We start from the raw sequence: 21063 nt of genomic DNA, 5'->3' as shown, positions 1-21063 counted from the left end.
TATGCGCTCGCACCACAAGTTCTGGCCCCGTCGTCTGCCCCATTCCATCACTGTTCCATCCACCTCGCTGTGGGACAACCTGGCCATCAGCGCCCAGCGTTATCCGGACAAGGTGGCGCTGGTTTTCTTTGGTCGTACGCTGACTTACCGTCAGCTCAAAGAGGGCGCTGAACGCCTGGCTGCCTACTTGGCGACTTTGGGCGTGAAACGGGGCGATCGCGTGGCGCTGTGCATGCAGAACTGCCCTCAACTCGTGATGGCGCACTTTGCCATTTTGCGGGCCAATGCGGTGGTGGTGCCCGTCAACCCGATGAACCGGGCCGAAGAGCTCAAGCACTACATCACCGATCCCGACACCAAGGTCGCCATCACCACGGGCGACCTGGCAGCGGAATGGGTTCACGCCAGTGATGCATTGCCACCAGCCGAGCGCCTGGCGCACCTTGTCGTTACCCAGTTCACCGATGCGTTCGATGCCGGCGTGAGCGGTGATGATGCTCCGCCCCCTGCGTGGGCAGACTGGCTGGGCACGCGCCACCCTTTGCCTGCGCTGCAGCAAGGGCAGGCCCATGCCTGGAGCGATGCCATCGCCTGCACCAGCGAACCGCCCGCCCTGGTGGTGGGGCCGCAGGACTTGGCTTTGTTGCCCTACACCAGCGGCACCACCGGGCTGCCCAAGGGGTGTATGCATCCTCACAAAAGCATCATGCACAACGCGGTGGCCAGTGCGCTGTGGGGGGCTGGGTCGGCCGACAACGTTACTCTGGCGGTGGTGCCCATGTTCCACATCACTGGCATGGTCAGCGTGATGCATGCCTCTATCTACAGTGCCGCCACCATTGTGATCATGCCCCGATGGGACCGCGATTTGGCGGGCCGCCTGATTTCACGCTGGCAGGTGACGAACTGGACGAACATCCCCACCATGGTGATTGACCTGCTGGCCAGCCCGCATTTTGCAAGCTATGACCTGTCGAGCCTGGTCTACATCGGCGGTGGCGGTGCTGCCATGCCGCAGGCGGTAGCACAGCGGTTGCTGGAGCAATATGGGCTGCGTTATGCCGAGGGGTATGGACTGACCGAAACCGCTGCGCCGTCACACTCCAACCCGCCCGACAATCCCAAGCAGCAGTGCCTGGGAATCCCCTTCTTGAGCACGGATGCCCGTGTGATGGACCCTGACACGCTGCAGGAGGTGCCTGTGGGTGAGCAGGGTGAGATCATCATCCACGGCCCCGAGGTGTTTGAGGGCTACTGGAAGCGGCCCGACGCAACGGCTTCGGCGTTCATCGAGTTCGAGGGCAAGCGGTTTTTCCGCTCGGGCGACTTGGGGTGCATGGATGAAGACGGTTATTTCTTTTTGACCGACCGGCTCAAGCGCATGATCAACGCCAGCGGCTTCAAGGTCTGGCCTGCCGAGGTAGAGGCGTTGATGTTCCGCCACCCAGCGATTCAAGAGGCCTGCATCATCGCCGCCAAGGACAGCTACCGTGGCGAGACAGTGAAGGCGGTGGTGGTGCTGCGTGCATCGCACAAGGACACCACCGAGCAGCAGATCATTGACTGGTGCCGCGAGAACATGGCGGTGTACAAGGTGCCGCGCATCGTGCAGTTTGTGTCCGCCTTGCCCAAGAGCGGCAGTGGCAAGGTGATGTGGCGCGCGTTGCAGGAAAGCGAGCTGGCCGCTGAGGCAAAGGCCTGACGGTCGCCCCCGTCAACGCGCGGGGGATTACTCGGCAGAACTCGATGACTGGATGAGTTCTGCCAGATCGCGCTCCAGCAATGCGGGGTCGCCCAGTTGCAGTTCAATCAAGCGCCGCAGGTGGGTGACGCTGTCCAGGTCAATGCTCCTGCACAGCAGCCCTGCGCGATTCTCGTCCACGTGGGCAATGCCTGCGGTCATCGAAATGCAGTCCTCCGTCTCGGCCAACGGCACGTCGAGCTTGCAGGGCATATCGGCAGGTACCTGCGCGTTTTCAGGCAGGGTGATCAACGCACCCTTGAGAGACAAGTCCAGCACCTGCACGTTGAAGGCTGCAGTGGCCAGGGTCAACACAGCGGGTGCATCAAACTGCACGCGCACGTAGTGGCGTCGTTCATAGGGCATGGCAGGCTTTCATGAGGGTGGGTTTTGCGCATGCTAATTCACTGCGCCACTCCTGTTGCCAAATATTTAGTACCGTCTGTACTTGCTATCGGTGCGTGAAGTGACGCGATAGCCGTTTCATTTTCTGGACGGCTGCCAACAGCCGCTTACAAAAAAACATCGTGGAGCAATGTTCAGCCCAGCGGAGGCGGTTACAAATGATGATGAAAGTACTTTGGAGTGAACAGATGATCGTGAATTTGTTGCCGCACAAGCTCTTGGCTGCTGGCGCAGGGCTTTTGCTGGGGTTGGCGGGCAACGTGGCTTGGGCGCAGAGCTACGTAAACGCTACCGTGGATGGGCAATTGGCGCCGGGTGTGTACGGTCGGATTCAGATCGGAAGCGGTGGTCCACCTCCGTTGATCTATGCAGAGCCCGTCATCATTCAACGGCCCCCGGTAGCGGTTCACCGCTCTCCTATTTACATGTATGTGCCGCCAGGGCATGCGAAGAACTGGGCCAAACACTGTGGGCGCTACAACGCCTGTGGTCAGCCGGTGTACTTCGTGAAAGAGCCTGGAAGCCGTCCGCCGAAGCGGGGCGGTCACCATGCGGGGCCGCATGGCGATGACCACCGTCATGGGCACCGTGATGATCGGCACCCTCGTGGCAATGGCCGCGGGCATGGCGGCCACAAGGACTGACGGATGGAAGGGGGCTCGGAAGGGCCAATGCCAGTAAGTTAAGCAAAGGCCCTTCGGGGTCTTTGTTGTTTGTACAGTGCAGGCTTGATCAATTGAGCTTTGGCCATAGAGGTCAAGCGATAGCCAATGCTGCTGCAAGAGTACCTGAACGATACCCATGAGTTTGCGAGCCCCGAACAATGGGGTGTCGTTCAAAGCAACATACCCCAGCAGTGGATTGAACAGGCCTTGCAGATGACGGGTGTAGCCACGCTGCGCAAGCGGCGACTGCCCATGGAGCAGGCACTTTGGCTGGTATTGGGTGTGGCCTTGCTTAGAGACCGCTCCATCGTGAACGTGGCCGAGGTACTGGAGCTGGCACTGCCTGGGCAGCACAATGAACCCATCAGCTCCAGCGCGCTGAGCCAGGCGCGCCAACGGCTGGGCAGTGAGCCCCTGCAATGGCTGTTTCGCCACACTGCTGCCCATTGGGCGCACCAGCAGGCCGCTCGCCACCGCTGGCAAGGCTTGGCGCTGTACGCATTGGATGGCGTGGTCTGGCGTACCCCCGACACACAAGACAACCGCCAGCACTTTGGTTGCCAGCGCAACCACGCAGACCACCAAAGTCCCTTCCCCCTGGTGCGCATGGCCTGCTTGCTCGATGCCAGAGCTCGTTTATTGGTAGATGCCAGCCTGGATGCCTACGACACCAGTGAGTACGCATTGGCTGAACGCTTGTGGCCGAAGTTGCCGCCTGACTCGCTGGTGATTGTGGACAAAGGGTTTTACTCGGCAAGTCTGCTGTGGCCGCTGCAACACCGCCAGGGACGTCACTGGCTGATCCCTGCGCGTGCCGGACTCAGGGGCGAGGTGGTGCAAACGCATGGCCCTGGCGATGTGAGCTTGCGCATGAAGGTCTCGCCCCAAGCTCGCAAGAAAGACCCCGGCTTGCCGCTCACGTGGGAGGTGCGCGCCATCACCCGTGAACTCGATGGCAAACCCAGAACCTTGTTCACGTCCCTGATGGATCCGGCACGCTACAAGGCCGAGGAGGTGTTCGCGCTGTACCACGAACGCTGGGAGATTGAGCTGGCCTATGGAGAGATGAAGACGGACATGCTGGGCCAGGCGATGACGTTGCGCAGCCAGCAACCCGATGGGGTCAAGCAAGAGCTGTGGGCAACCTTGTTGATGTACAACCTGATCCGCTTGGAGATCACGCGCATCGCAGACGAGGCCAAAGTGCAGCCCTGTCGCATCAGCTTCATCACGGCGCTGCGCTACATCGTGGATGAGTGGCTGTGGAGTTCAGGATCACACACCCCTGGGGCCATCCCGGCCAAGCTTGCGGCCATGAGAAAGAACATCCGCCGCTTCGTGCTGCCGCCTCGCAGATCCCACAGGCGGTATCCGCGTGAGGTTCGTATGACCAAGACCCAGTATCCCGTCAAAAAAATGCCGCTCAGACTTAACTGAGCGGCATTGCTCGGAAGGGCTCCCTTTTTTATTTCAGCAGATCACGGGTTGGGCGGCGGCGCTCCAGAACCTTCCGCAGGAGCAAACAGATCCCAGCAGGCCATGAAGAGGGCGGCAATGACCGGGCCGATCACAAAGCCGGTCAATCCGAACAAGGCCATACCTCCCAAGGTGGAGATCAGCACGACATAGTCGGGCATTTTGGTGTCCTTGCCGACCAAAATCGGGCGCAGCACGTTGTCCACCAAGCCGATGACGAAAACGCCGAAAAGAGTGAGCACTGCGCTTTGCCAAATGGCCCCCGTAGCCAAAAAGTAGATGGCCACCGGCACCCAGATCAAGCCAGCCCCGACAGCGGGCAGCAACGACAGAAACGCCATGAGCACGCCCCACAGCACCGGCCCCTGGATGCCCAGAATCCAGAAAATCAGCCCGCCCAGAGCCCCTTGAGATGCTGCCACAACGATGTTGCCCTTCACGGTGGCCCGGATCACAGTGGTGAATTTGCTCACCAGCTTTCTCTTGTGGTCGTTGTCGAGCGGCGTGGCATGGTTGATGCGAAGCGCCAGAGCGCGCCCATCGCGCAGCAGGAAAAACAGCAGGTACAGCATGATCCCGAAGCCGACGAGAAATTCAAGCGTGTTTTGGCCAATATTCACCGCCTGGGAGGCCAGGAATTGGCTGGCTTGAACAGCCACGGACGAGAGCTTTTGCTGAAGCTCTTCCAAAGTGGTGAGGTTCAGGCGTTCCAGCAGCTGGGTGACCCAGGCGGGGAGCGCCGCTACCACCTGCTGAACGTAGGCCCCAAAGTTGAGTTGCCCGCTTTTGAGCCGTTCATAAATGGCCGTGGCCTCCTGTATTAATGAGACGCCGATGAGCGTCATGGGCAAAATCACCATGACCATGCACAGCCCCAGCGTGCAAAGGGCGGCCAAATTTTCGCGCCGGGGCATGCGCTGCAGCATTATGCGGTGCAGGGGGGTGAAGAGGATAGCCAGCACGATTCCCCAGAAAATTGCGCCATGGAACTGCCAGAGGATGGCGCCAAATGCGACGCTCACGATGGCCAGCAGCAGCAGAAATGCCTTGTTTTGAAGTGGGTGTTGAGTCATTTACCAGGTTGCATTCGGGCAATACAGCCCCGCAATGTACGACACGCCACCTGATTATTTCGCGGCAGAGCAAAGGCACTTTCCAGCTCGACCTTGGTCAATGCCCGGTTCAGTGGCACAATCGCCACCGCAACCCTAGGCCCTTCCCCAGCCACAGTCGCATCCGCCAACCGGTTCAGCCGTGTCGCGGAAGGTTTACCAACCAGCTAATGCTCCCTGCAGGGGAGCGGAGGTCAGCGGAATATGAGCGATACGACATCCGTCTATCAAGCCTACCAAGGCAACACCTACCTCTTCGGCGGCAATGCGCCGTATGTCGAAGAGATGTATGAAAACTACCTTGCCAATCCTGGCAGCGTTCCAGACACATGGCGCGAATACTTTGATGCACTGCAGCACGTACCCGCTGTGGATGGCTCCAATGCCAAGGACGTTCCGCACCTTCCCGTGGTCAACGCGTTCGCTGAGCGCGCAAAGGCTGGCGGCACCAAAGTGGTGGTTGCAAGCGCTGACGCCGAAATGGGCCGCAAGCGCACCGCCGTTCAGCAGCTGATTGCCGCCTACCGCAACGTGGGTCAGCGCTGGGCTGATCTGGACCCCCTCAAGCGCACTGAGCGCCCCAACATTCCAGAACTGGAGCCTTCGTTCTACGGCTTCAGCGACGCCGACCAGGAAACCGTGTTCGACACCAGCAACACGTTCTTCGGCAAGGACAAGATGCCCCTGCGCGAGCTGCTGAACGCGCTGCGCGAGACCTACTGCGGCACCATCGGCGTGGAGTACATGTACGCCACCGACCAGGTGCAAAAGCGCTGGTGGCAGCAAAAGCTGGAAAGCATCCGCAGCAAGCCCAACTTCTCTGCCGACAAGAAAAAGCGCATCCTGGAGCGCCTGACGGCCGCCGAAGGCCTGGAACGCTACCTGCACACCAAGTACGTGGGCCAGAAGCGCTTCTCGCTCGAGGGGGGCGAGTCCTTCATTGCCGCCATGGACGAGTTGATCAACTCCGCAGGCGCAAAGGGCGTGCAGGAAGTGGTGATCGGCATGGCCCACCGCGGCCGCCTGAACGTGCTGGTCAACACCCTGGGCAAGATGCCCAAGGACCTGTTCGCCGAGTTCGAGCACACCGCCCCCGAGGACCTGCCCGCCGGTGACGTGAAGTACCACCAGGGCTTTTCCTCCGACGTCTCCACGACCGGCGGCCCGGTGCATCTGTCGCTGGCCTTCAACCCCTCGCACCTGGAAATCGTGAACCCCGTGGTCGAGGGCTCGGTGCGCTCGCGCATGGACCGCCGCGGCGACCCCAAGGGTAAACAGGTGCTGCCCGTGCTGGTGCACGGTGACGCGGCCTTTGCCGGCCAGGGCGTGAACCAGGAAACCCTGGCCCTGTCCGAAACCCGTGGCTACACCACGGGCGGTACGGTGCACCTGATCATCAACAACCAGATCGGCTTCACCACCTCCGACCCGCGCGACCTGCGCTCCAGCACGTTCTGTACCGACATCGTGAAGATGGTCGAGTCGCCCGTGTTGCACGTCAATGGCGATGATCCAGAAGCCGTGGTGCTGGCCACCCAGCTGGCCCTGGAGTTCCGCATGGAATTCCGCCAGGACGTGGTGGTGGACATCACCTGCTTCCGCAAGCTGGGCCACAACGAGCAGGACACTCCTGCTTTGACCCAGCCGCTGATGTACAAGAAGATTGCCCAGCATCCCGGCACGCGCAAGCTGTACGCCGACAAGCTGGCTGCTCAAGGCCTGGGTGAGACTCTGGGCGATGAGATGGCCAAGGCCTACCGGGCCGCCTTGGACGCTGGCAAGCACACCGTGGATCCTGTGCTGACCAACTTCAAGAGCAAGTACGCAGTGGACTGGTCGCCCTTCCTGGGCAAGAAGTGGACGGACGCTGGTGACACCGCCATTCCTCTGACCGAGTGGAAGCGCCTGGCCGAGAAGATCACCACGATCCCCGAGACCGTTACCCCACACCAGCTGGTGAAGAAGGTATACGACGACCGCGCCGCCATGGGCCGTGGCGAGATCAACGTGGACTGGGGCATGGGCGAGCACATGGCCTTCGCATCGCTGGTGGCCTCGGGCTACCCGGTGCGCCTGTCGGGCGAGGACAGCGGCCGCGGCACGTTCACGCACCGCCACGCCGTCATCCACGACCAAAAGCGCGAGAAGTGGGACGAAGGCACCTACGTGCCGCTGCAGAACGTCGCCGAGAACCAGGCTCCGTTCACTGTCATCGACTCCATCCTGTCCGAGGAGGCCGTGCTGGCCTTCGAATACGGCTACGCCTCTAACGACCCCAACACCCTGGTGATCTGGGAAGCGCAGTTCGGTGACTTCGCCAACGGCGCGCAGGTGGTGATCGACCAGTTCATCGCCTCGGGTGAGGTGAAGTGGGGCCGCTTGAACGGCATCACGCTGATGCTGCCGCACGGCTACGAAGGCCAGGGCCCGGAGCATAGCTCGGCCCGCGTGGAGCGCTTCATGCAGCTGGCCGCTGACGCCAACATGCAGCTCGTGCAGCCCACCACGGCCAGCCAGATCTTCCACGTGCTGCGTCGCCAGATGGTGCGTGACCTGCGCAAGCCGCTGGTCATCTTCACGCCCAAGTCGCTGCTGCGCAACAAGGACGCCACTTCGCCGCTGACCGAGTTCACGAAGGGCAGCTTCCAGACGGTGATTCCTGAGCAGGATGACGCCATCGAGAAGAAGGCAGCCAAGGTCAAGCGTGTGATCGCTTGCTCGGGCAAGGTGTATTACGACCTGGTGAAGAAGCGCACCGAAAAGGAAGCCGACGACGTCGCCATCATTCGCGTGGAACAGCTGTACCCCTTCCCGCACAAGGCGTTTGCCGCTGAGCTGAAGAAGTACCCCAATGCGACCGAGATCGTTTGGTGCCAGGACGAGCCCCAAAACCAGGGTGCCTGGTTCTTCATCCAGCACAACATCCACGAGAACATGCTCGATGGCCAGAAGCTGGGTTATGCCGGCCGCGCAGCCTCCGCATCGCCTGCGGTGGGTTACTCGCACCTGCACCAGGAACAGCAAAAGGCTCTGGTGGATGCCGCCTTCGCCAAGCTCAAGGGTTTTGTCCTGACCAAGTAAGGCCGGAAACCCGAATACAGAACAAAACCCTCACTGAAAGAATTTGTCATGGCTATCGTAGAAGTCAAAGTCCCCCAGTTGTCTGAATCCGTGGCGGAAGCCACCATGCTGACCTGGAAGAAAAAAGCCGGTGAAGCTGTTGCTGCCGATGAAATCCTGATCGAAATCGAAACCGACAAGGTCGTGCTCGAAGTGCCCGCACCTGCGGCTGGCGTGCTGGCTGAGCTGGTGGTGGGTGATGGCGGCACCGTGGTGTCTGACCAGGTCATCGCCAAGATCGACACCGAAGGCAAGGCTGGCGCGGCTGCGCCTGCTGCTGCCCCCGCAGCCGCAGCTGCGGCCCCTGCTGCCGCAGTGGCAGCCGTGGCGGCACCTGCTGCTGGTGGCTCCAAGGGCGACGTGGCCATGCCTGCCGCCGCCAAGCTGCTGGCCGACAACAACCTGTCTGTTGGCGACGTGGCTGGCTCCGGCAAGGATGGCCGCGTGACCAAGGGTGACGTGTTGGCCGCCGTGGCCGGCGGTGCCAAGCCCGCTGTCGCTCCTAGCGTGATCCCCACAGGCGTGCCCACCAAGGCGCTGCCCCAGGTGGCAGCTCCTGCCGCCCCCAACCTGGGCGACCGTCCAGAGCAGCGTGTGCCCATGACCCGCCTGCGCGCCCGTGTGGCCGAGCGTCTGCTGCAGTCGCAATCGACCAACGCCATCCTGACCACGTTCAACGAAGTGAACATGGCCCCCGTGATGGACATGCGCAAGAAGTTCCAGGACGCATTCACCAAGGAACACGGCGTGAAGATCGGCTTCATGAGCTTCTTCGTGAAGGCGGCTGTGCACGCCCTCAAGAAGTTCCCCGTGCTGAATGCCTCGGTCGACGGCAACGATATCGTCTACCACGGCTACTTCGACATCGGTATCGCCGTGGGCTCGCCCCGTGGTCTGGTGGTGCCCATCCTGCGCAATGCCGACCAGATGAGCTTTGCCGAGATCGAGAAGAAGATCGCCGAGTTCGGCAAGAAGGCGGCCGAAGGGAAGCTGGGCATTGAAGAAATGACTGGCGGCACGTTCTCGATTTCCAATGGCGGCACTTTTGGTTCGATGATGTCTACCCCCATCATCAACCCACCCCAGTCCGCCATCCTGGGCGTGCACGCGACCAAGGATCGCGCTGTGGTGGAAAACGGCCAGATCGTGATCCGTCCGATGAACTACCTGGCCATGTCTTACGACCACCGCATCATCGACGGCCGCGAAGCCGTGCTGGGCCTGGTCGCCATGAAGGAAGCGCTGGAAGACCCAGCCCGTCTGCTGTTCGACATCTGATCGAGCTTTGACACCCGTCCTCTGAAACCGGAAACCCACCTGTGAAGCCCCTGGCGCAAGCACTGCGCGGCGCTGTTCACTGGTGGGTTTTTCTTCAACTGAATCAACGAGATTTCTTATGAGCAAGCAATTCGACGTCATCGTCATCGGTGGTGGCCCTGGTGGCTACATCGCGGCCATCCGTGCCGCCCAGCTGGGCAAGAACGTGGCCTGTATCGACGAATGGAAGAACGAGAAGGGTGGCCCCGCACCCGGCGGCACCTGCACGAACGTGGGCTGCATTCCCTCCAAGGCATTGCTGCAATCTTCCGAACATTTCGAGCACGCCAACCACCACTTTGCCGACCATGGCATTTCCGCCAAGGACATCAAGATCGATGTGGCCAAGATGATCGGCCGCAAAGATGCGGTGGTGAAGCAGAACAACGACGGCATCCTGTACCTGTTCAAGAAAAATAAGGTCAGCTTCTTCCACGGCCGTGGTTCGTTCGTGAAGGCTACCGAAGGCGGCTATGAGATCAAGGTGGCTGGCGCCGCCGAAGAAACGCTGGTGGGCAAGCACATCATCGTTGCCACGGGTTCCAATGCGCGCGCGCTGCCTGGCGTGCCATTTGATGAAGTGAACGTGCTGTCCAACGATGGCGCACTGCGCATTGGTGCCACCCCCAAGAAGCTGGCCGTGATTGGCTCTGGCGTGATTGGCCTGGAAATGGGCTCCGTGTGGCGCCGCCTGGGTGCAGATGTCACGATTCTGGAAGGCCTGCCCACGTTCCTGGGCGCCGTGGACGAGCAGATCGCCAAGGAAGCCAAGAAGGCGTTCGACAAGCAAGGCTTGAAGATCGAACTGGGCGTGAAAGTGGGCGAGATCAAGAACAGCAAGTCTGGCGTGAGCATTGCCTACACCAATGCCAAGGGTGAAGCCCAGACATTGGACGCTGACAAGCTGATCGTCTCCATCGGCCGCGTGCCCAACACCATTGGCCTGAACGCCGAAGCCGTGGGCCTGCAACTGGGCGAGCGTGGCGAGATCGTGGTGGACGGCGATTGCAAGACCAACCTGCCCGGCGTGTGGGCTGTGGGTGACGTGGTGCGTGGCCCGATGCTGGCGCACAAGGCCGAAGAAGAAGGCGTTGCCGTGGCCGAGCGCATTGCTGGCCAGCATGGTCACGTCAACTTCAACACCATCCCCTGGGTCATCTACACCAGCCCTGAGATCGCTTGGGTGGGTCGTACCGAGCAGCAGCTCAAGGCCGATGGCGTGAAGTACAAGGCGGGCACGTTCCCCTTCCTGGCCAACGGCCGCGCACGCGCGCTGGGTGACACGACTGGCATGGTCAAGTTCCTGGCCGACGCCACCACGGACGAAATCTTGGGCGTGCACATTGTGGGCCCCATGGCCTCCGAGCTGATCTCTGAAGCCGTGGTGGCCATGGAGTTCAAGGCCAGCGCCGAAGACATCGCGCGCATTTGCCACGCCCACCCGTCCCTGAGCGAAGCCACCAAGGAAGCGGCGCTGGCCGTGGACAAGCGCACACTGAACTTCTGATTTCAGAATTTCAGTCAAAATGGCCGCTAGCGCACTATGGATAAGCGCTGGCAGCTATTAAATTAATAGCTAACCCTCGCGCCGCTGCGGGGGTTAGCCTTTTCTGAGGCATCAACACCGTGAGCGTCAAACAGGCGTACCTGGCCGAGCTGGCCGCCAAAGGCTTTCAAAGTGACCCTGCGCAGCTGCGTGCGATCGACGCTTTGCAGCGCTGTGCCGACGATTGGGCTGCGTACAAGTCCAAGCGGTCGAATGCCCTCAAAAAGCTGCTGAACCGGCCCGACATCCCGAAGGGCGTTTACATGTACGGCGGGGTGGGGCGCGGCAAAAGCTTTTTGATGGACTGCTTTTTCAATGCGGTTCCCATCAAGCGCAAGGTGCGCCTGCACTTTCACGAATTCATGCGCGAGGTGCATCGCGAACTGGTGGCGCTGCAGGGCACGGTCAACCCCCTGGATGTGCTGGGCGCCCGCATTTCCAAGCGCTACAAGCTCATTTGCTTCGATGAATTTCACGTCGCTGACATTACGGACGCGATGATCCTGCATCGCTTGCTGGTGTCCCTGTTTGACAACGGTGTGGGGTTTGTAACCACCTCGAACTTCGTGCCCGATGGCCTGTACCCAGACGGTCTGCACCGCGACCGCATTCTTCCCGCGATTGCCTTGCTCAATGAGCGCATGGAAGTCGTCAACGTAGACAACGGCACCGACTACCGCCGCCGCGCGTTGGAGCACGTCAAGCTCTATCACACCCCGCTGGGGCCCGAGGCTGACGCGGCCATGAACGAAGCGTTCAACCAATTGGTCGGTGTACATGATGAAGACCCGGTGCTGCACATTGAGGCGCGCGAGATTCGTGCGCGCCGCAAGGCGGGCGGGGTGGTGTGGTTTGACTTCACTACGCTGTGCGGCGGCCCGCGTTCGCAGAACGATTACCTCGAAATTGCCACTCAGTTCCATACGGTGCTGCTGTCGGGCGTGCCCTACATGCCAGTCAACATGGCTTCGCCGGCACGCCGTTTCACCTGGCTGATCGATGTGCTGTATGACCGCCGCGTCAAGCTGATCGTCTCAGCTGCCGTGTCGCCAGAGCAGTTGTATACCGAGGGGCCGCTGTCCCACGAGTTTCCTCGCACGGTATCGCGCCTGAATGAAATGCAGTCCAAAGAATTCCTGGATCTGGAGCGGCGCTTGGTGGACACGGGGCTGACATGAAAGCACGACAACTCACCACCATAGCGGTCCTTGCCCTCTGGCTGGGGACGGCCGGGGCCCAGTCGGGCGAGCAGGAGGCTCTCGGTCAACACGCCGCAGCGGGTCAGGAGGCTTCGGCAGCCTCCCAGCGGGATGCTGAGCGCGCAGCGATTGAGCAGGCACGCCGACGTAATGCAGAACAGCGCACGCAAGCGCAAACGAAGTGCTACCAGTTGTTTGCGGTGGAGGACTGCTTGCGTGATGTTCGCAACCAGTGGCGAGAGGTTGAGTCCCGGCTGCGCGCGCGCGAGGTTCAGCTCAATGATGCCGAGCGCAAGGAAAAAGCCCAGCAACGTCTTCGGCAAATCGAGGAGAAGCAGGCCTCAGCTGCTGCGGCGACGACACCGCCTGCATCGGCTGTAGTGCGCAAGGCTGAACCGACAGGCAGGTCTGGGGCACGTGAAAATACCTCCAATTCTGTGAAGCTGCGCGACCGAGAAGCCGCAGCCCGCGCCAGCCAGCAACGCGAGCGTCAGCAAAGCCAGGCGGCAGAGCAAGCCTTGCGAGAGAAGGAGTCGACAGAGCGTGCGGCCCAGGCTCGCCAGAGGCAGTTGGAGGTGGAGAAGGCCGCTCAGGCCCGCCGCGCAAAGCGCGAGCAGGAGAAGGCGGATGCTGCAGCCAATGGACACAAGCCAGCGGCCACCCTGCCCACGCCTCCTTGAGAGGCGTTGAGCCTGGAGAGTGATCGGCTGACTGTCTTTTAGGTCGGCACAGCGTGCCAGCTACTCGCTTTGCAAGAGCTGGAGCACTCTTGGCTAGAAGCGGGGCAGAAAGCATACCGCCTGCATCACTGCAATTGCAGTGCAATGGTTTGGGCGGATGGGGGGCGACTGGCGCCCATTTCTCTCAAGGCGCGGTGGAAGCCAGGCGCGGTATCTTTTTCTCTTCGACCAACGCTTCGATCTTGACGATGACGAGCGACAGGTTGTCGCCGCCGCCTCGGGCTCGTGAGCGTGCTTTCTCGATCAGAAATTCCGTCGCTTCGCGAGGGGAGAGCGAATCGACCACGGAGGCCAGCTCGGTGGGCGAGAAATAGTGCCACACGCCGTCACTGCAGGCCAGCAGGACATCCCCTGGGCGCAATTGCGAAATCATGTGGGTTGTGACGGGTGGGTCACTTTCTGTGCCCAGGCACCCGACCAGAATGTTCGAATGCGGATGGTTGTTGGCCTCAGCCTCTGTCAGCTCTCCGCGATCTACCAGTGCCTGAACGTAGGAGTGGTCACTGGTGCGGTGGAGTAACCGACCACCCTGGAAATGGTAGATGCGCGAATCCCCGGCGTGCACCCAGTGGCAGTCGCCCCGCGGGTTGATGAGGAATGCCGCAATGGTGCTGTGCGGTTCCTGCTCTGCCGAAATGGCGGTCAGCCGAATGACGATGTGCGCTTCTTCCACCATGGCTTTGAGCATGGCGGCAGGGTCGTCGGTTTCGGGGGAGTAGCGCTCAAAAAGCTGGCGCGCCGTCATCATGACCTGGTCAGACGCTTTGCGGCCACCACTGCGCCCGCCCATGCCGTCCGCCACAACCCCCAGCACGCAGCCGTTGTGACGGCTGTGAGCGATCAAGGACACCTGATCCTGCTGGTACTCCCGGTCTCCTTTGTGGATACCGGTGGAGGCGATAAGACGGAACGCTTTGGTCATTCTGAAGATTGTGGTGCGTGCGGGAGCGCTGCCGGTCGTTTTGAGGTGCTGAGCCGTTTATTATCGGCGCGCCTGTGGCATTTTCGCCATTTTGATGTTCACCGGACTTTGGTGAAAAGTACGGCAAGCTCCGTCTGCTCCAACATCTCCTCACAAATTCACTGGTTGGCCCCGTTTCGCCAGCGCACCTGGTGCACTGGAACATCTGCTTGAGATACGCATGACGATGACCGATTCCCAGACCTCAGCTGTGGAGCTTTGCGCCATGGTGGAGTCGGTGTTTTCCGTGGACGGCGTGTTGGCACGGGCGGACCCGCATTACCAGCCGCGGGAAGGTCAGCTGGCCATGGCCCAGGCTGTAGCCCATGCGATGGGAGCAGGGGAGGTGTTGGTGGCCGAGGCAGGTACTGGTGTGGGTAAAACCTATGCGTACCTGGTGCCCGCCTTGCTCAGCGGTGAGCGGGTGCTGTTGTCCACGGCCACCAAGGCATTGCAGGACCAGTTGTTTTCACGCGATATTCCCCGCCTTGTGAAGGCGCTGGAGGTTCCCGTACGCGTAGCGCTGCTCAAAGGGCGCAGCAGCTACATGTGCCTGCACCGCCTTGGTATGGCGCGCCATGCAGTGGGGGAAGGGGCGCCGCAGCAGATCCGTGTGCTCGCAAAGATTGAAGAGTGGTCACGCAGCACCCGCAGCGGCGACTTGTCGGAGCTCACGGGCCTGGACGACCGGTCGCCCGTCATTCCCTGGGTCACTTCAACGCGCGAAAACTGCCTGGGCAGCCATTGCCCCAATGCCAAGGACTGCCACGTGAACCAGGCCCGCCGGCAAGCCATGGCCGCCGATCTGGTGGTGGTCAACCACCACCTGTTTTTTGCCGACATGGCCGTGCGCGAGTCGGGGGTAGCAGAGCTGTTGCCATCAGTGCGCGTGGTGGTGTTTGACGAGGCGCACCAGCTCAGCGATGCAGGCCTTCAGTTTTTGGGGATTCAACTATCGACCGGGCAGTTCGTTGAATTTGCCCGCGATGCGCTCTCAGCCGGTCTGGCGCATGCCCGTGGCTATGCCGATTGGCCACAACTTGCAGTTGGCCTGGAAGGCGCGGTCTTGCGGTGGCGCCATGCAGCGGGCGATGGTCTTGCATCTTCAGGAAAGCGCGGCTGGGCACAAGGTGCGCCCGACGGTGTTGTTGCACCTGACTGGGAAGCTGCCATGGCTGCGGTGCTCCAGGCATGCAGCCTGCTGGCGCAGGCGCTGGACGCGTACCATGACATCGCCCCGGACATCACCCGCCTGTCGGAGCGCGGTACGTCCCTGTTGGCGCGTCTGGAGCGCTTTGGCCAGCCTTGCCCGCAGGGCAGTGTGCGGTGGCTTGATGTGGGCGGCGGCTTGCGGCTCGTGGAGTCCCCCCTGGATATTGCCGATGCCATGCGCACCCGTTTTTTGCCCCAGCCGCAAGAAAGTGTGGACGACGATGGCTGGCCTGCCACCAGTGAAGGCCTGGGGCGGGCGTGGATCTTCACCTCTGCCACGCTGGGCCATGATGCAGAGCTTTCATGGTTTGTGAAACGCTGCGGATTGGAAGGGGCGCGCATTTTGCGAGTACCCAGCCCATTTGACTACGCCGCGCAGGCCGCTATGTATGTGCCTGAGGATTTCCCGTCACCCTCCGACCCACGGCACGGTAGCGCTGTGGCTGCGCTGGTCGCGAATGCTGCCATGTCGCTGGGTGGTCGAACCCTGGTCCTTACGACAACGCTGCGCGCTATTGCAGTGATTGCCCAGGTGCTGCGGCAGCAGTTGGCGCAACTGGGTTCATCCCTGGAGGTGTTGGCGCAAGGGGAGTGGCCCAAACTTCGTCTGATGGAGCGGTTCCGCGCAGGGGCAGGGCCACAGGGCGGCTGCATTCTCGTGGCTTCCGCCAGTTTTTGGGAGGGGTTTGATGTGCCAGGGGACGCGCTGCAATTGGTGGTAATTGACAAGCTGCCCTTCCCCCCGCCGGGTGACCCTCTGGTGGAGGCCCGTACCTTGCAGATCGAGCAGTCTGGCGGTAGTGCGTTCAAAGAATACGCGCTTGCAGAAGCTGCCGTGGCGCTCAAACAAGGGGCCGGACGCCTGATTCGCCACGAAAGCGACCGAGGCGTTCTGGTCGTTTGCGATTCACGCCTGGTGCGCATGGGTTACGGCAAACGACTGATTGCCGCGCTGCCGCCCATGCGGCGGCTGTCAGGTGCTGAGGAATTTCATGCTGCCCTGGAAGACTTGGCGTCTGTCACCAGAACTTCCACCACGGATCAGACTTTTCTCTGAACTTGCCGTCGCGCAAGTAGGTGCTTTGAGGATAAGAGGCGCTCATCACGCGGCGAGCGTCGTCGCGCAGTTGCGTCATGCCCAGTGCGTCGTATGAGCGGATCAGGATGAACAGCGCTTCTTCCAGCGCTGGCACATCCTTGTAGTCGGTCAGCGCCATCTGCGCGCGGCTGATGGCTGCCACGTATGCGCCGCGCTCGTAGTAGTAGCGGGCCACATGCACCTCATATTGGGCCAGCGAATTGACGATGTACGTCATGCGCTGACGCGAATCTTGGGCATAACGCGACTCAGGAAAACGGGTGACCAGCTCGTTGAAGGACTCGAACGAGTCCTTGGCCGCTTTTTGGTCGCGCTCCGACAGGTCTTGGCGCGAAATCCAGGAGAACAGTCCGAGGTTGTCATTGAAGTTGACCAGGCCCTTGAGGTACAGCGCGTAGTCCAGCGCGGGACTGGCGGGGTGCAACTTCATGAAGCGATCGAGCGTGGCAATGGCCTGGGCTTTTTCGCCGCCTTTGTACTGTGCGTAGGCTTTATCGAGCTGCGCCTGTTGCGCCAGCGGAGTGCCTGCCGCACGGCCTTCGAGCTTTTCCAGCAGCGGGACGGCCTTGTCGTAGGCACCGCTGTTCATTTCGTCCTTGGCTTCAGAATGAATGCGGTTGGGGCTCCAGCCCGCAGTTTTGTCTTCTGGCGTGCTGGAACACCCGACAAGTGCCAGAGATACAAGCACAACGGAGCAAACAGGCAGGGGAGCAAAACGCATCGCAAGCAGCTTTCAGGCAATTAGAGGAACGCATCTTCCACGGTAGTTCGAATCGCTCCGGCAAGAGCGTTCCGCCCACCAGGGCAATGGACCGAATCGGCATTGTAATGGCCCTGTTTGCGCCCGACATTGGGCGCGGGTGGGGATTTGCAGCATGGGCGCTTTCTACAATGGCGGCATGTACGTTCACTTGCGCCTGCACACAGAATTCTCCGTCGTTGACGGCACCACTCGTATCGATGAAGTGGTCAAAGCCGCTGCGGCAGACGGGCAACCCGCCCTTGCCATCACTGATCTCAACAACCTGTTCGGAGCCATCAAGTTTTACAAGGAAGGGCGTGGCAAGGGTGTCAAGCCATTGCTGGGCGCCGAGATTTACCTTGAAACCGAGGGAGGTAGCGACCCATCCCGGATGCTGGTGCTGGTGCAGAACAAGCAGGGTTATCTGAATCTTTCAGAGCTGCTCGCCAGGGCATGGACGAAAAACGTCGTCAAAAACCTGGCGGTGTGCACTTGGGCATGGCTGCAAGAACTGTCCGAAGGCTTGGTGGCGCTTTCGGGGGCGCAGGCCGGGCCTGTGGGGCAAGCGCTGCTCAAAGGGGATGAAACAAGAGCTGCCAGCTTGGCGTTGAAACTCGCGGGCATCTTTCCCCATCGCTTCTACATGGAGCTTCAGCGTGCTGGGCGGGCTGATGACGAAAGCCATGTGGCGGCAGCCGTGCAATTGGCTGCAAGGCTCCAGTTGCCGGTGGTGGCGACCCATCCCATCCAGTTTCTGACGGCTGATGACTACGAGGCTCACGAGGCGCGGGTGTGTATTGCCGGCGGTGAAATACTGGCCAACCCGCGTCGCGTGCGGCGTTTTACCCGAGAGCAGTACTTCAAGTCGGCACAGCAGATGCAAGAGTTGTTTGCAGACGTGCCCTCAGCGTTAGCCAACACCGTAGAAATTGCCAAGCGCTGCAGTTTGACGCTGGTGCTGGGCAAACCGCAGTTGCCGGCTTTCCCTACGCCCAACGGCATGCCGGCGGAGGAGTATTTCCGCTTTGCCTCGTTTGAAGGTCTGGAAGAGCGCCTCAAGCACTTGTATCCGGACGAGGCACGGCGCGACAAAGAGCGGCCGCGTTACGTCGAGCGCCTGGAGTTTGAGTTGGGCACCATCCTCAAGATGGGGTTCCCAGGGTACTTTCTCATCGTGGGTGACTTCATTCAGTGGGCCAAGAACAATGGCTGCCCCGTGGGTCCTGGTCGGGGGTCGGGCGCAGGTTCGTTGGTGGCCTACGCCCTCAAGATCACGGATTTGGACCCGCTGGAATACAACCTGCTGTTTGAGCGTTTCTTGAACCCCGAGCGGGTTTCGATGCCCGACTTCGATATCGACTTCTGCCAGTCCAATCGCGACCGGGTGATTGACTATGTGAAGGAAAAGTACGGCAAAAATGCCGTCAGCCAAATCGCCACTTTTGGCACCATGGCTGCCAAGGCGGCGATTCGTGACGTGGGCCGTGTCATGGGCATGAGCTACACCTTCTGCGACGGCATCTCGAAGCTGGTTCCCGGAAAACCGGGTATGTCGTACACCCTGGCGTATCCACCGGAAGTGAAGAAAGAAGGCGACAAGAACAACTACGCGCTCGAGCTGGAGCCCATGCTGTACGAGCGTGTGCGCAAGGAAGAAGACGTCAAGACCGTGATCGAGATGGCACAAAAGCTCGAAGGCATGACGCGAAACATCGGTATGCACGCGGGCGGGGTGCTCATCGCCCCGGGCAAGCTCACAGACTTCTGCCCGCTATACCAGCAGCCAGGCAGCGAATCGGCAGTGAGCCAGTACGACAAGGACGATGTGGAAGCCATTGGCCTTGTGAAGTTCGACTTCTTGGGGCTGGCCACGCTCACCATCCTGGAGATTGCGCGCGAATTCATCATCAAGCGCCACAAGGGCCAGGAAAACTTCGCCTACGAAAACATACCGCTGGACGATGGCCCCACTTACCGGCTGTTCTCCGACGGCAAAACGGAGGCCGTGTTCCAGTTTGAAAGCCGAGGCATGCAGGGCATGCTCAAAGAGGCACGTCCGAGCCGTCTGGAAGATCTGATCGCGCTGAACGCGCTGTACCGCCCAGGGCCGATGGACCTGATCCCCACCTTCGTGAACCGCAAGCACGGAAAAGAGCCGGTGGAATACCCGCATCCGCTGGTGGAGCCTGTGCTGGCCGAAACCTACGGGATCATGGTGTACCAGGAGCAGGTGATGCAGACCGCCCAGGTGCTTGGTGGCTACAGCCTTGGCGGCGCCGACATGTTGCGCCGGGCCATGGGCAAGAAAAAGGCCGAAGAAATGGCCGAGCACCGGGCCATCTTCCGCAAGGGAGCTGCTGAAAAGGGTATCGATCAAGACAAGGCGGACGAGGTCTTCGACTTGATGGAGAAGTTTGCGGGCTACGGCTTCAACAAGTCGCACGCGGCTGCCTATTCCTTGCTGGCTTACCACACCGGCTGGCTCAAGGTCCATTACACGGCGGAGTTTTTCTGCGCCAACATGACGGTGGAAATGGACGACACCGACAAGCTCAAGGTGCTCTATGAAGATGCCGTCAAAAACTTCGGGCTGAGTTTTGAGCCGCCTGACGTCAACCGTGGCACTTACCGTTTCGAGCCGGTGACCGACAAGGTCATACGCTATGGTTTGGGTGCGATCAAAGGCACCGGTCAGCAGGCGATAGAGGCGATGGTGGCTGCGCGCGAAGGCCGCGGTGAAGGGCCTCAGGGCTCCACCAAAGGCCCTTTCAAGAGCTTGTTCGACTTCTGTGTTCGTGTAGACAAGGCGCGGCTGAACAAGCGCACGCTGGAGGCCTTGATCAAAGCTGGGGCGTTTGACTCCATGAACATGAACCGTGCCGCGCTCGTGGCGTCGATTGACCGGGCCTTTGACTTTGCCGCAGCCACTTTGGCCAATGTGAACCAGGGCGGGTTGTTTGACATGATGGGCGACGACGCCCATGGCTCCAGCACACAAGAGCCCGACCTGGTGGATGCGATTCCGTGGGGCATCAAGGAGCGCCTGACCCAGGAGAAAACCGCCATTGGTTTCTACCTGTCCGGCCACCTGTTTGATGAGGTGGCGTCCGAGGTGCGCAAGTTTGTCCGCACGCAGATCGACGAGTTGATCGACAGCCGCGAACCGCAGGTGCTGGCAGGCATCGTGAGCGATTTCCGGGTCATCAACGGTCAGCGGGGCAAGCTGGGCTTGTTCAAGATTGACGACAAGTCGGGGATGATCGAAGCCTCGGCGGATGAAGCGTTGCTCAACACTTACCGAAATCAACTCAAGGAAGATGAGTTTGTGGTGGTGGTGGGCCGCCTGCAGATGGATCATTTCAGCGGTGGCTTGCGGGTCAAGGTGCAACAGGTGTGGGACTTGGCTGGTGCGCGTTGCCGCTTCGGCAAGTATCTGCACATTGCCATGGGGGATATGCAGCCCGATGTAAAGCGTCTGGTGTCGGAGTTTCCGCCGCGCCGCGAAGAAACCGAGGAGGGTGAAATCCTGCACGGCCTGCGCGTGCGCATGGGCGTGCGCTGCCAGTCCGACCAGGGCGGTGCCGTGGCGGAGCTGCAGCTGGGTGAAGGAAGCCGGTTTTTCCCGACGGACGCCGCGCTGGCGGCCTGGAGCGCGCAGGCGGGAAGCGGCTCCGCCACCGTGGTTTACGAGTGAGCGGCTCTGAAGCAGGGCACCACTTATCACGTCA

At 60.9% G+C, this 21063-nt stretch carries 14 protein-coding genes; 10 read left to right on the top strand and 4 right to left on the bottom strand.

What is annotated here, in order from left to right:
- Nucleotide 1: 1 nt before the first annotated feature.
- Nucleotides 2-1702: a long-chain fatty acid--CoA ligase gene (locus BDD18_RS15975; protein WP_142084379.1), complete on the top strand. Its 1701-nt coding sequence runs from the start codon at nucleotides 2-4 to the stop codon at nucleotides 1700-1702.
- Between the two features lie 27 nt (nucleotides 1703-1729).
- Here BDD18_RS15975 and BDD18_RS15970 read toward each other — a convergent pair whose 3' ends face one another.
- Nucleotides 1730-2107 (bottom strand): PilZ domain-containing protein, encoded by a 378-nt coding sequence (locus BDD18_RS15970; protein WP_142084377.1) that lies wholly within the window; start codon nucleotides 2105-2107, stop codon nucleotides 1730-1732.
- A gap of 203 nt (nucleotides 2108-2310) precedes the next feature.
- Here BDD18_RS15970 and BDD18_RS15965 point away from each other — a divergent pair, with 203 nt between their 5' ends.
- Together BDD18_RS15965 and BDD18_RS15960 are read left to right on the top strand one after the other, a co-directional pair.
- Nucleotides 2311-2790, top strand: coding sequence for a hypothetical protein (locus BDD18_RS15965; RefSeq protein WP_244939149.1), 480 nt, complete (start codon nucleotides 2311-2313; stop codon nucleotides 2788-2790).
- A gap of 126 nt (nucleotides 2791-2916) precedes the next feature.
- Nucleotides 2917-4248: an IS4 family transposase gene (locus tag BDD18_RS15960; protein ID WP_125958944.1), complete on the top strand. Its 1332-nt coding sequence runs from the start codon at nucleotides 2917-2919 to the stop codon at nucleotides 4246-4248.
- 41 nt (nucleotides 4249-4289) lie between these two features.
- Here BDD18_RS15960 and BDD18_RS15955 read toward each other — a convergent pair whose 3' ends face one another.
- Nucleotides 4290-5360: an AI-2E family transporter gene (locus BDD18_RS15955; protein ID WP_066697607.1), complete on the bottom strand. Its 1071-nt coding sequence runs from the start codon at nucleotides 5358-5360 to the stop codon at nucleotides 4290-4292.
- A gap of 243 nt (nucleotides 5361-5603) precedes the next feature.
- Here BDD18_RS15955 and BDD18_RS15950 point away from each other — a divergent pair, with 243 nt between their 5' ends.
- The 5 genes from BDD18_RS15950 to BDD18_RS15930 all read left to right on the top strand — a co-directional run bounded on the left by BDD18_RS15950 (nucleotide 5604) and on the right by BDD18_RS15930 (nucleotide 13261).
- Nucleotides 5604-8480 (top strand): 2-oxoglutarate dehydrogenase E1 component, encoded by a 2877-nt coding sequence (locus BDD18_RS15950; RefSeq protein WP_142084375.1) that lies wholly within the window; start codon nucleotides 5604-5606, stop codon nucleotides 8478-8480.
- Nucleotides 8481-8528: 48 nt separating this feature from the next.
- On the top strand, nucleotides 8529-9797 hold the full coding sequence (gene odhB / locus BDD18_RS15945; protein ID WP_044402080.1) for a 2-oxoglutarate dehydrogenase complex dihydrolipoyllysine-residue succinyltransferase: 1269 nt from the start codon (nucleotides 8529-8531) through the stop codon (nucleotides 9795-9797).
- Nucleotides 9798-9915: 118 nt separating this feature from the next.
- Nucleotides 9916-11343 (top strand): dihydrolipoyl dehydrogenase, encoded by a 1428-nt coding sequence (gene lpdA / locus BDD18_RS15940; RefSeq protein ID WP_142084374.1) that lies wholly within the window; start codon nucleotides 9916-9918, stop codon nucleotides 11341-11343.
- Nucleotides 11344-11462: 119 nt separating this feature from the next.
- A complete protein-coding gene (gene zapE, locus BDD18_RS15935; protein ID WP_142084372.1) occupies nucleotides 11463-12560 on the top strand; it encodes a cell division protein ZapE in 1098 nt (365 codons plus the stop codon).
- Nucleotides 12557-13261 carry a hypothetical protein gene (locus BDD18_RS15930; RefSeq protein WP_066697593.1) on the top strand — a complete coding sequence of 235 codons (705 nt, stop codon included), beginning with the start codon at nucleotides 12557-12559 and terminating at the stop codon, nucleotides 13259-13261. Before zapE ends, BDD18_RS15930 begins: the two co-directional genes overlap by 4 nt.
- Nucleotides 13262-13445: 184 nt before the next feature.
- Here the strand turns inward: BDD18_RS15930 and BDD18_RS15925 are convergent, their stop codons facing one another.
- Nucleotides 13446-14243 (bottom strand): PP2C family protein-serine/threonine phosphatase, encoded by a 798-nt coding sequence (locus tag BDD18_RS15925; RefSeq protein ID WP_142084370.1) that lies wholly within the window; start codon nucleotides 14241-14243, stop codon nucleotides 13446-13448.
- 226 nt (nucleotides 14244-14469) lie between these two features.
- On the opposite strand from BDD18_RS15925, the gene BDD18_RS15920 reads away from it, so the two are divergent.
- A complete protein-coding gene (locus tag BDD18_RS15920; protein WP_244939120.1) occupies nucleotides 14470-16551 on the top strand; it encodes a DNA repair helicase YoaA in 2082 nt (693 codons plus the stop codon).
- Here the strand turns inward: BDD18_RS15920 and BDD18_RS15915 are convergent.
- Complete coding sequence (locus tag BDD18_RS15915) at nucleotides 16514-17314, bottom strand: outer membrane protein assembly factor BamD (protein ID WP_066697586.1); 801 nt, start codon at nucleotides 17312-17314, stop codon at nucleotides 16514-16516. The genes BDD18_RS15920 and BDD18_RS15915 overlap by 38 nt on opposite strands.
- 178 nt (nucleotides 17315-17492) lie before the next feature.
- On the opposite strand from BDD18_RS15915, the gene dnaE reads away from it, so the two are divergent.
- Complete coding sequence (dnaE, locus tag BDD18_RS15910) at nucleotides 17493-21029, top strand: DNA polymerase III subunit alpha (protein WP_142085019.1); 3537 nt, start codon at nucleotides 17493-17495, stop codon at nucleotides 21027-21029.
- Nucleotides 21030-21063: the final 34 nt, after the last annotated feature.

The organism is Acidovorax temperans (genome assembly GCF_006716905.1).
GTDB classification, from domain to species: Bacteria; Pseudomonadota; Gammaproteobacteria; order Burkholderiales; family Burkholderiaceae_C; genus Acidovorax; species Acidovorax temperans.
This window is presented reverse-complemented; position numbering and strand designations above follow the sequence as displayed.

Excerpts from the sequence above, each read along its gene's own strand:
- BDD18_RS15915 (WP_066697586.1), bottom strand. The coding sequence starts at position 17,314 with ATGCGTTTTGCTCCCCTGCCTGTTTGCTCCGTTGTGCTTGTATCTCTG.
- BDD18_RS15920 (WP_244939120.1), top strand. The coding sequence starts at position 14,470 with ATGACCGATTCCCAGACCTCAGCTGTGGAGCTTTGCGCCATGGTGGAG.
- BDD18_RS15955 (WP_066697607.1), bottom strand. The coding sequence starts at position 5,360 with ATGACTCAACACCCACTTCAAAACAAGGCATTTCTGCTGCTGCTGGCC.
- BDD18_RS15960 (WP_125958944.1), top strand. The coding sequence starts at position 2,917 with ATGCTGCTGCAAGAGTACCTGAACGATACCCATGAGTTTGCGAGCCCC.
- lpdA (WP_142084374.1), top strand. The coding sequence starts at position 9,916 with ATGAGCAAGCAATTCGACGTCATCGTCATCGGTGGTGGCCCTGGTGGC.
- odhB (WP_044402080.1), top strand. The coding sequence starts at position 8,529 with ATGGCTATCGTAGAAGTCAAAGTCCCCCAGTTGTCTGAATCCGTGGCG.
- BDD18_RS15930 (WP_066697593.1), top strand. The coding sequence starts at position 12,557 with ATGAAAGCACGACAACTCACCACCATAGCGGTCCTTGCCCTCTGGCTG.
- BDD18_RS15965 (WP_244939149.1), top strand. The coding sequence starts at position 2,311 with ATGAAAGTACTTTGGAGTGAACAGATGATCGTGAATTTGTTGCCGCAC.
- BDD18_RS15950 (WP_142084375.1), top strand. The coding sequence starts at position 5,604 with ATGAGCGATACGACATCCGTCTATCAAGCCTACCAAGGCAACACCTAC.
- BDD18_RS15970 (WP_142084377.1), bottom strand. The coding sequence starts at position 2,107 with ATGCCCTATGAACGACGCCACTACGTGCGCGTGCAGTTTGATGCACCC.
- dnaE (WP_142085019.1), top strand. The coding sequence starts at position 17,493 with ATGTACGTTCACTTGCGCCTGCACACAGAATTCTCCGTCGTTGACGGC.
- BDD18_RS15975 (WP_142084379.1), top strand. The coding sequence starts at position 2 with ATGCGCTCGCACCACAAGTTCTGGCCCCGTCGTCTGCCCCATTCCATC.
- BDD18_RS15925 (WP_142084370.1), bottom strand. The coding sequence starts at position 14,243 with ATGACCAAAGCGTTCCGTCTTATCGCCTCCACCGGTATCCACAAAGGA.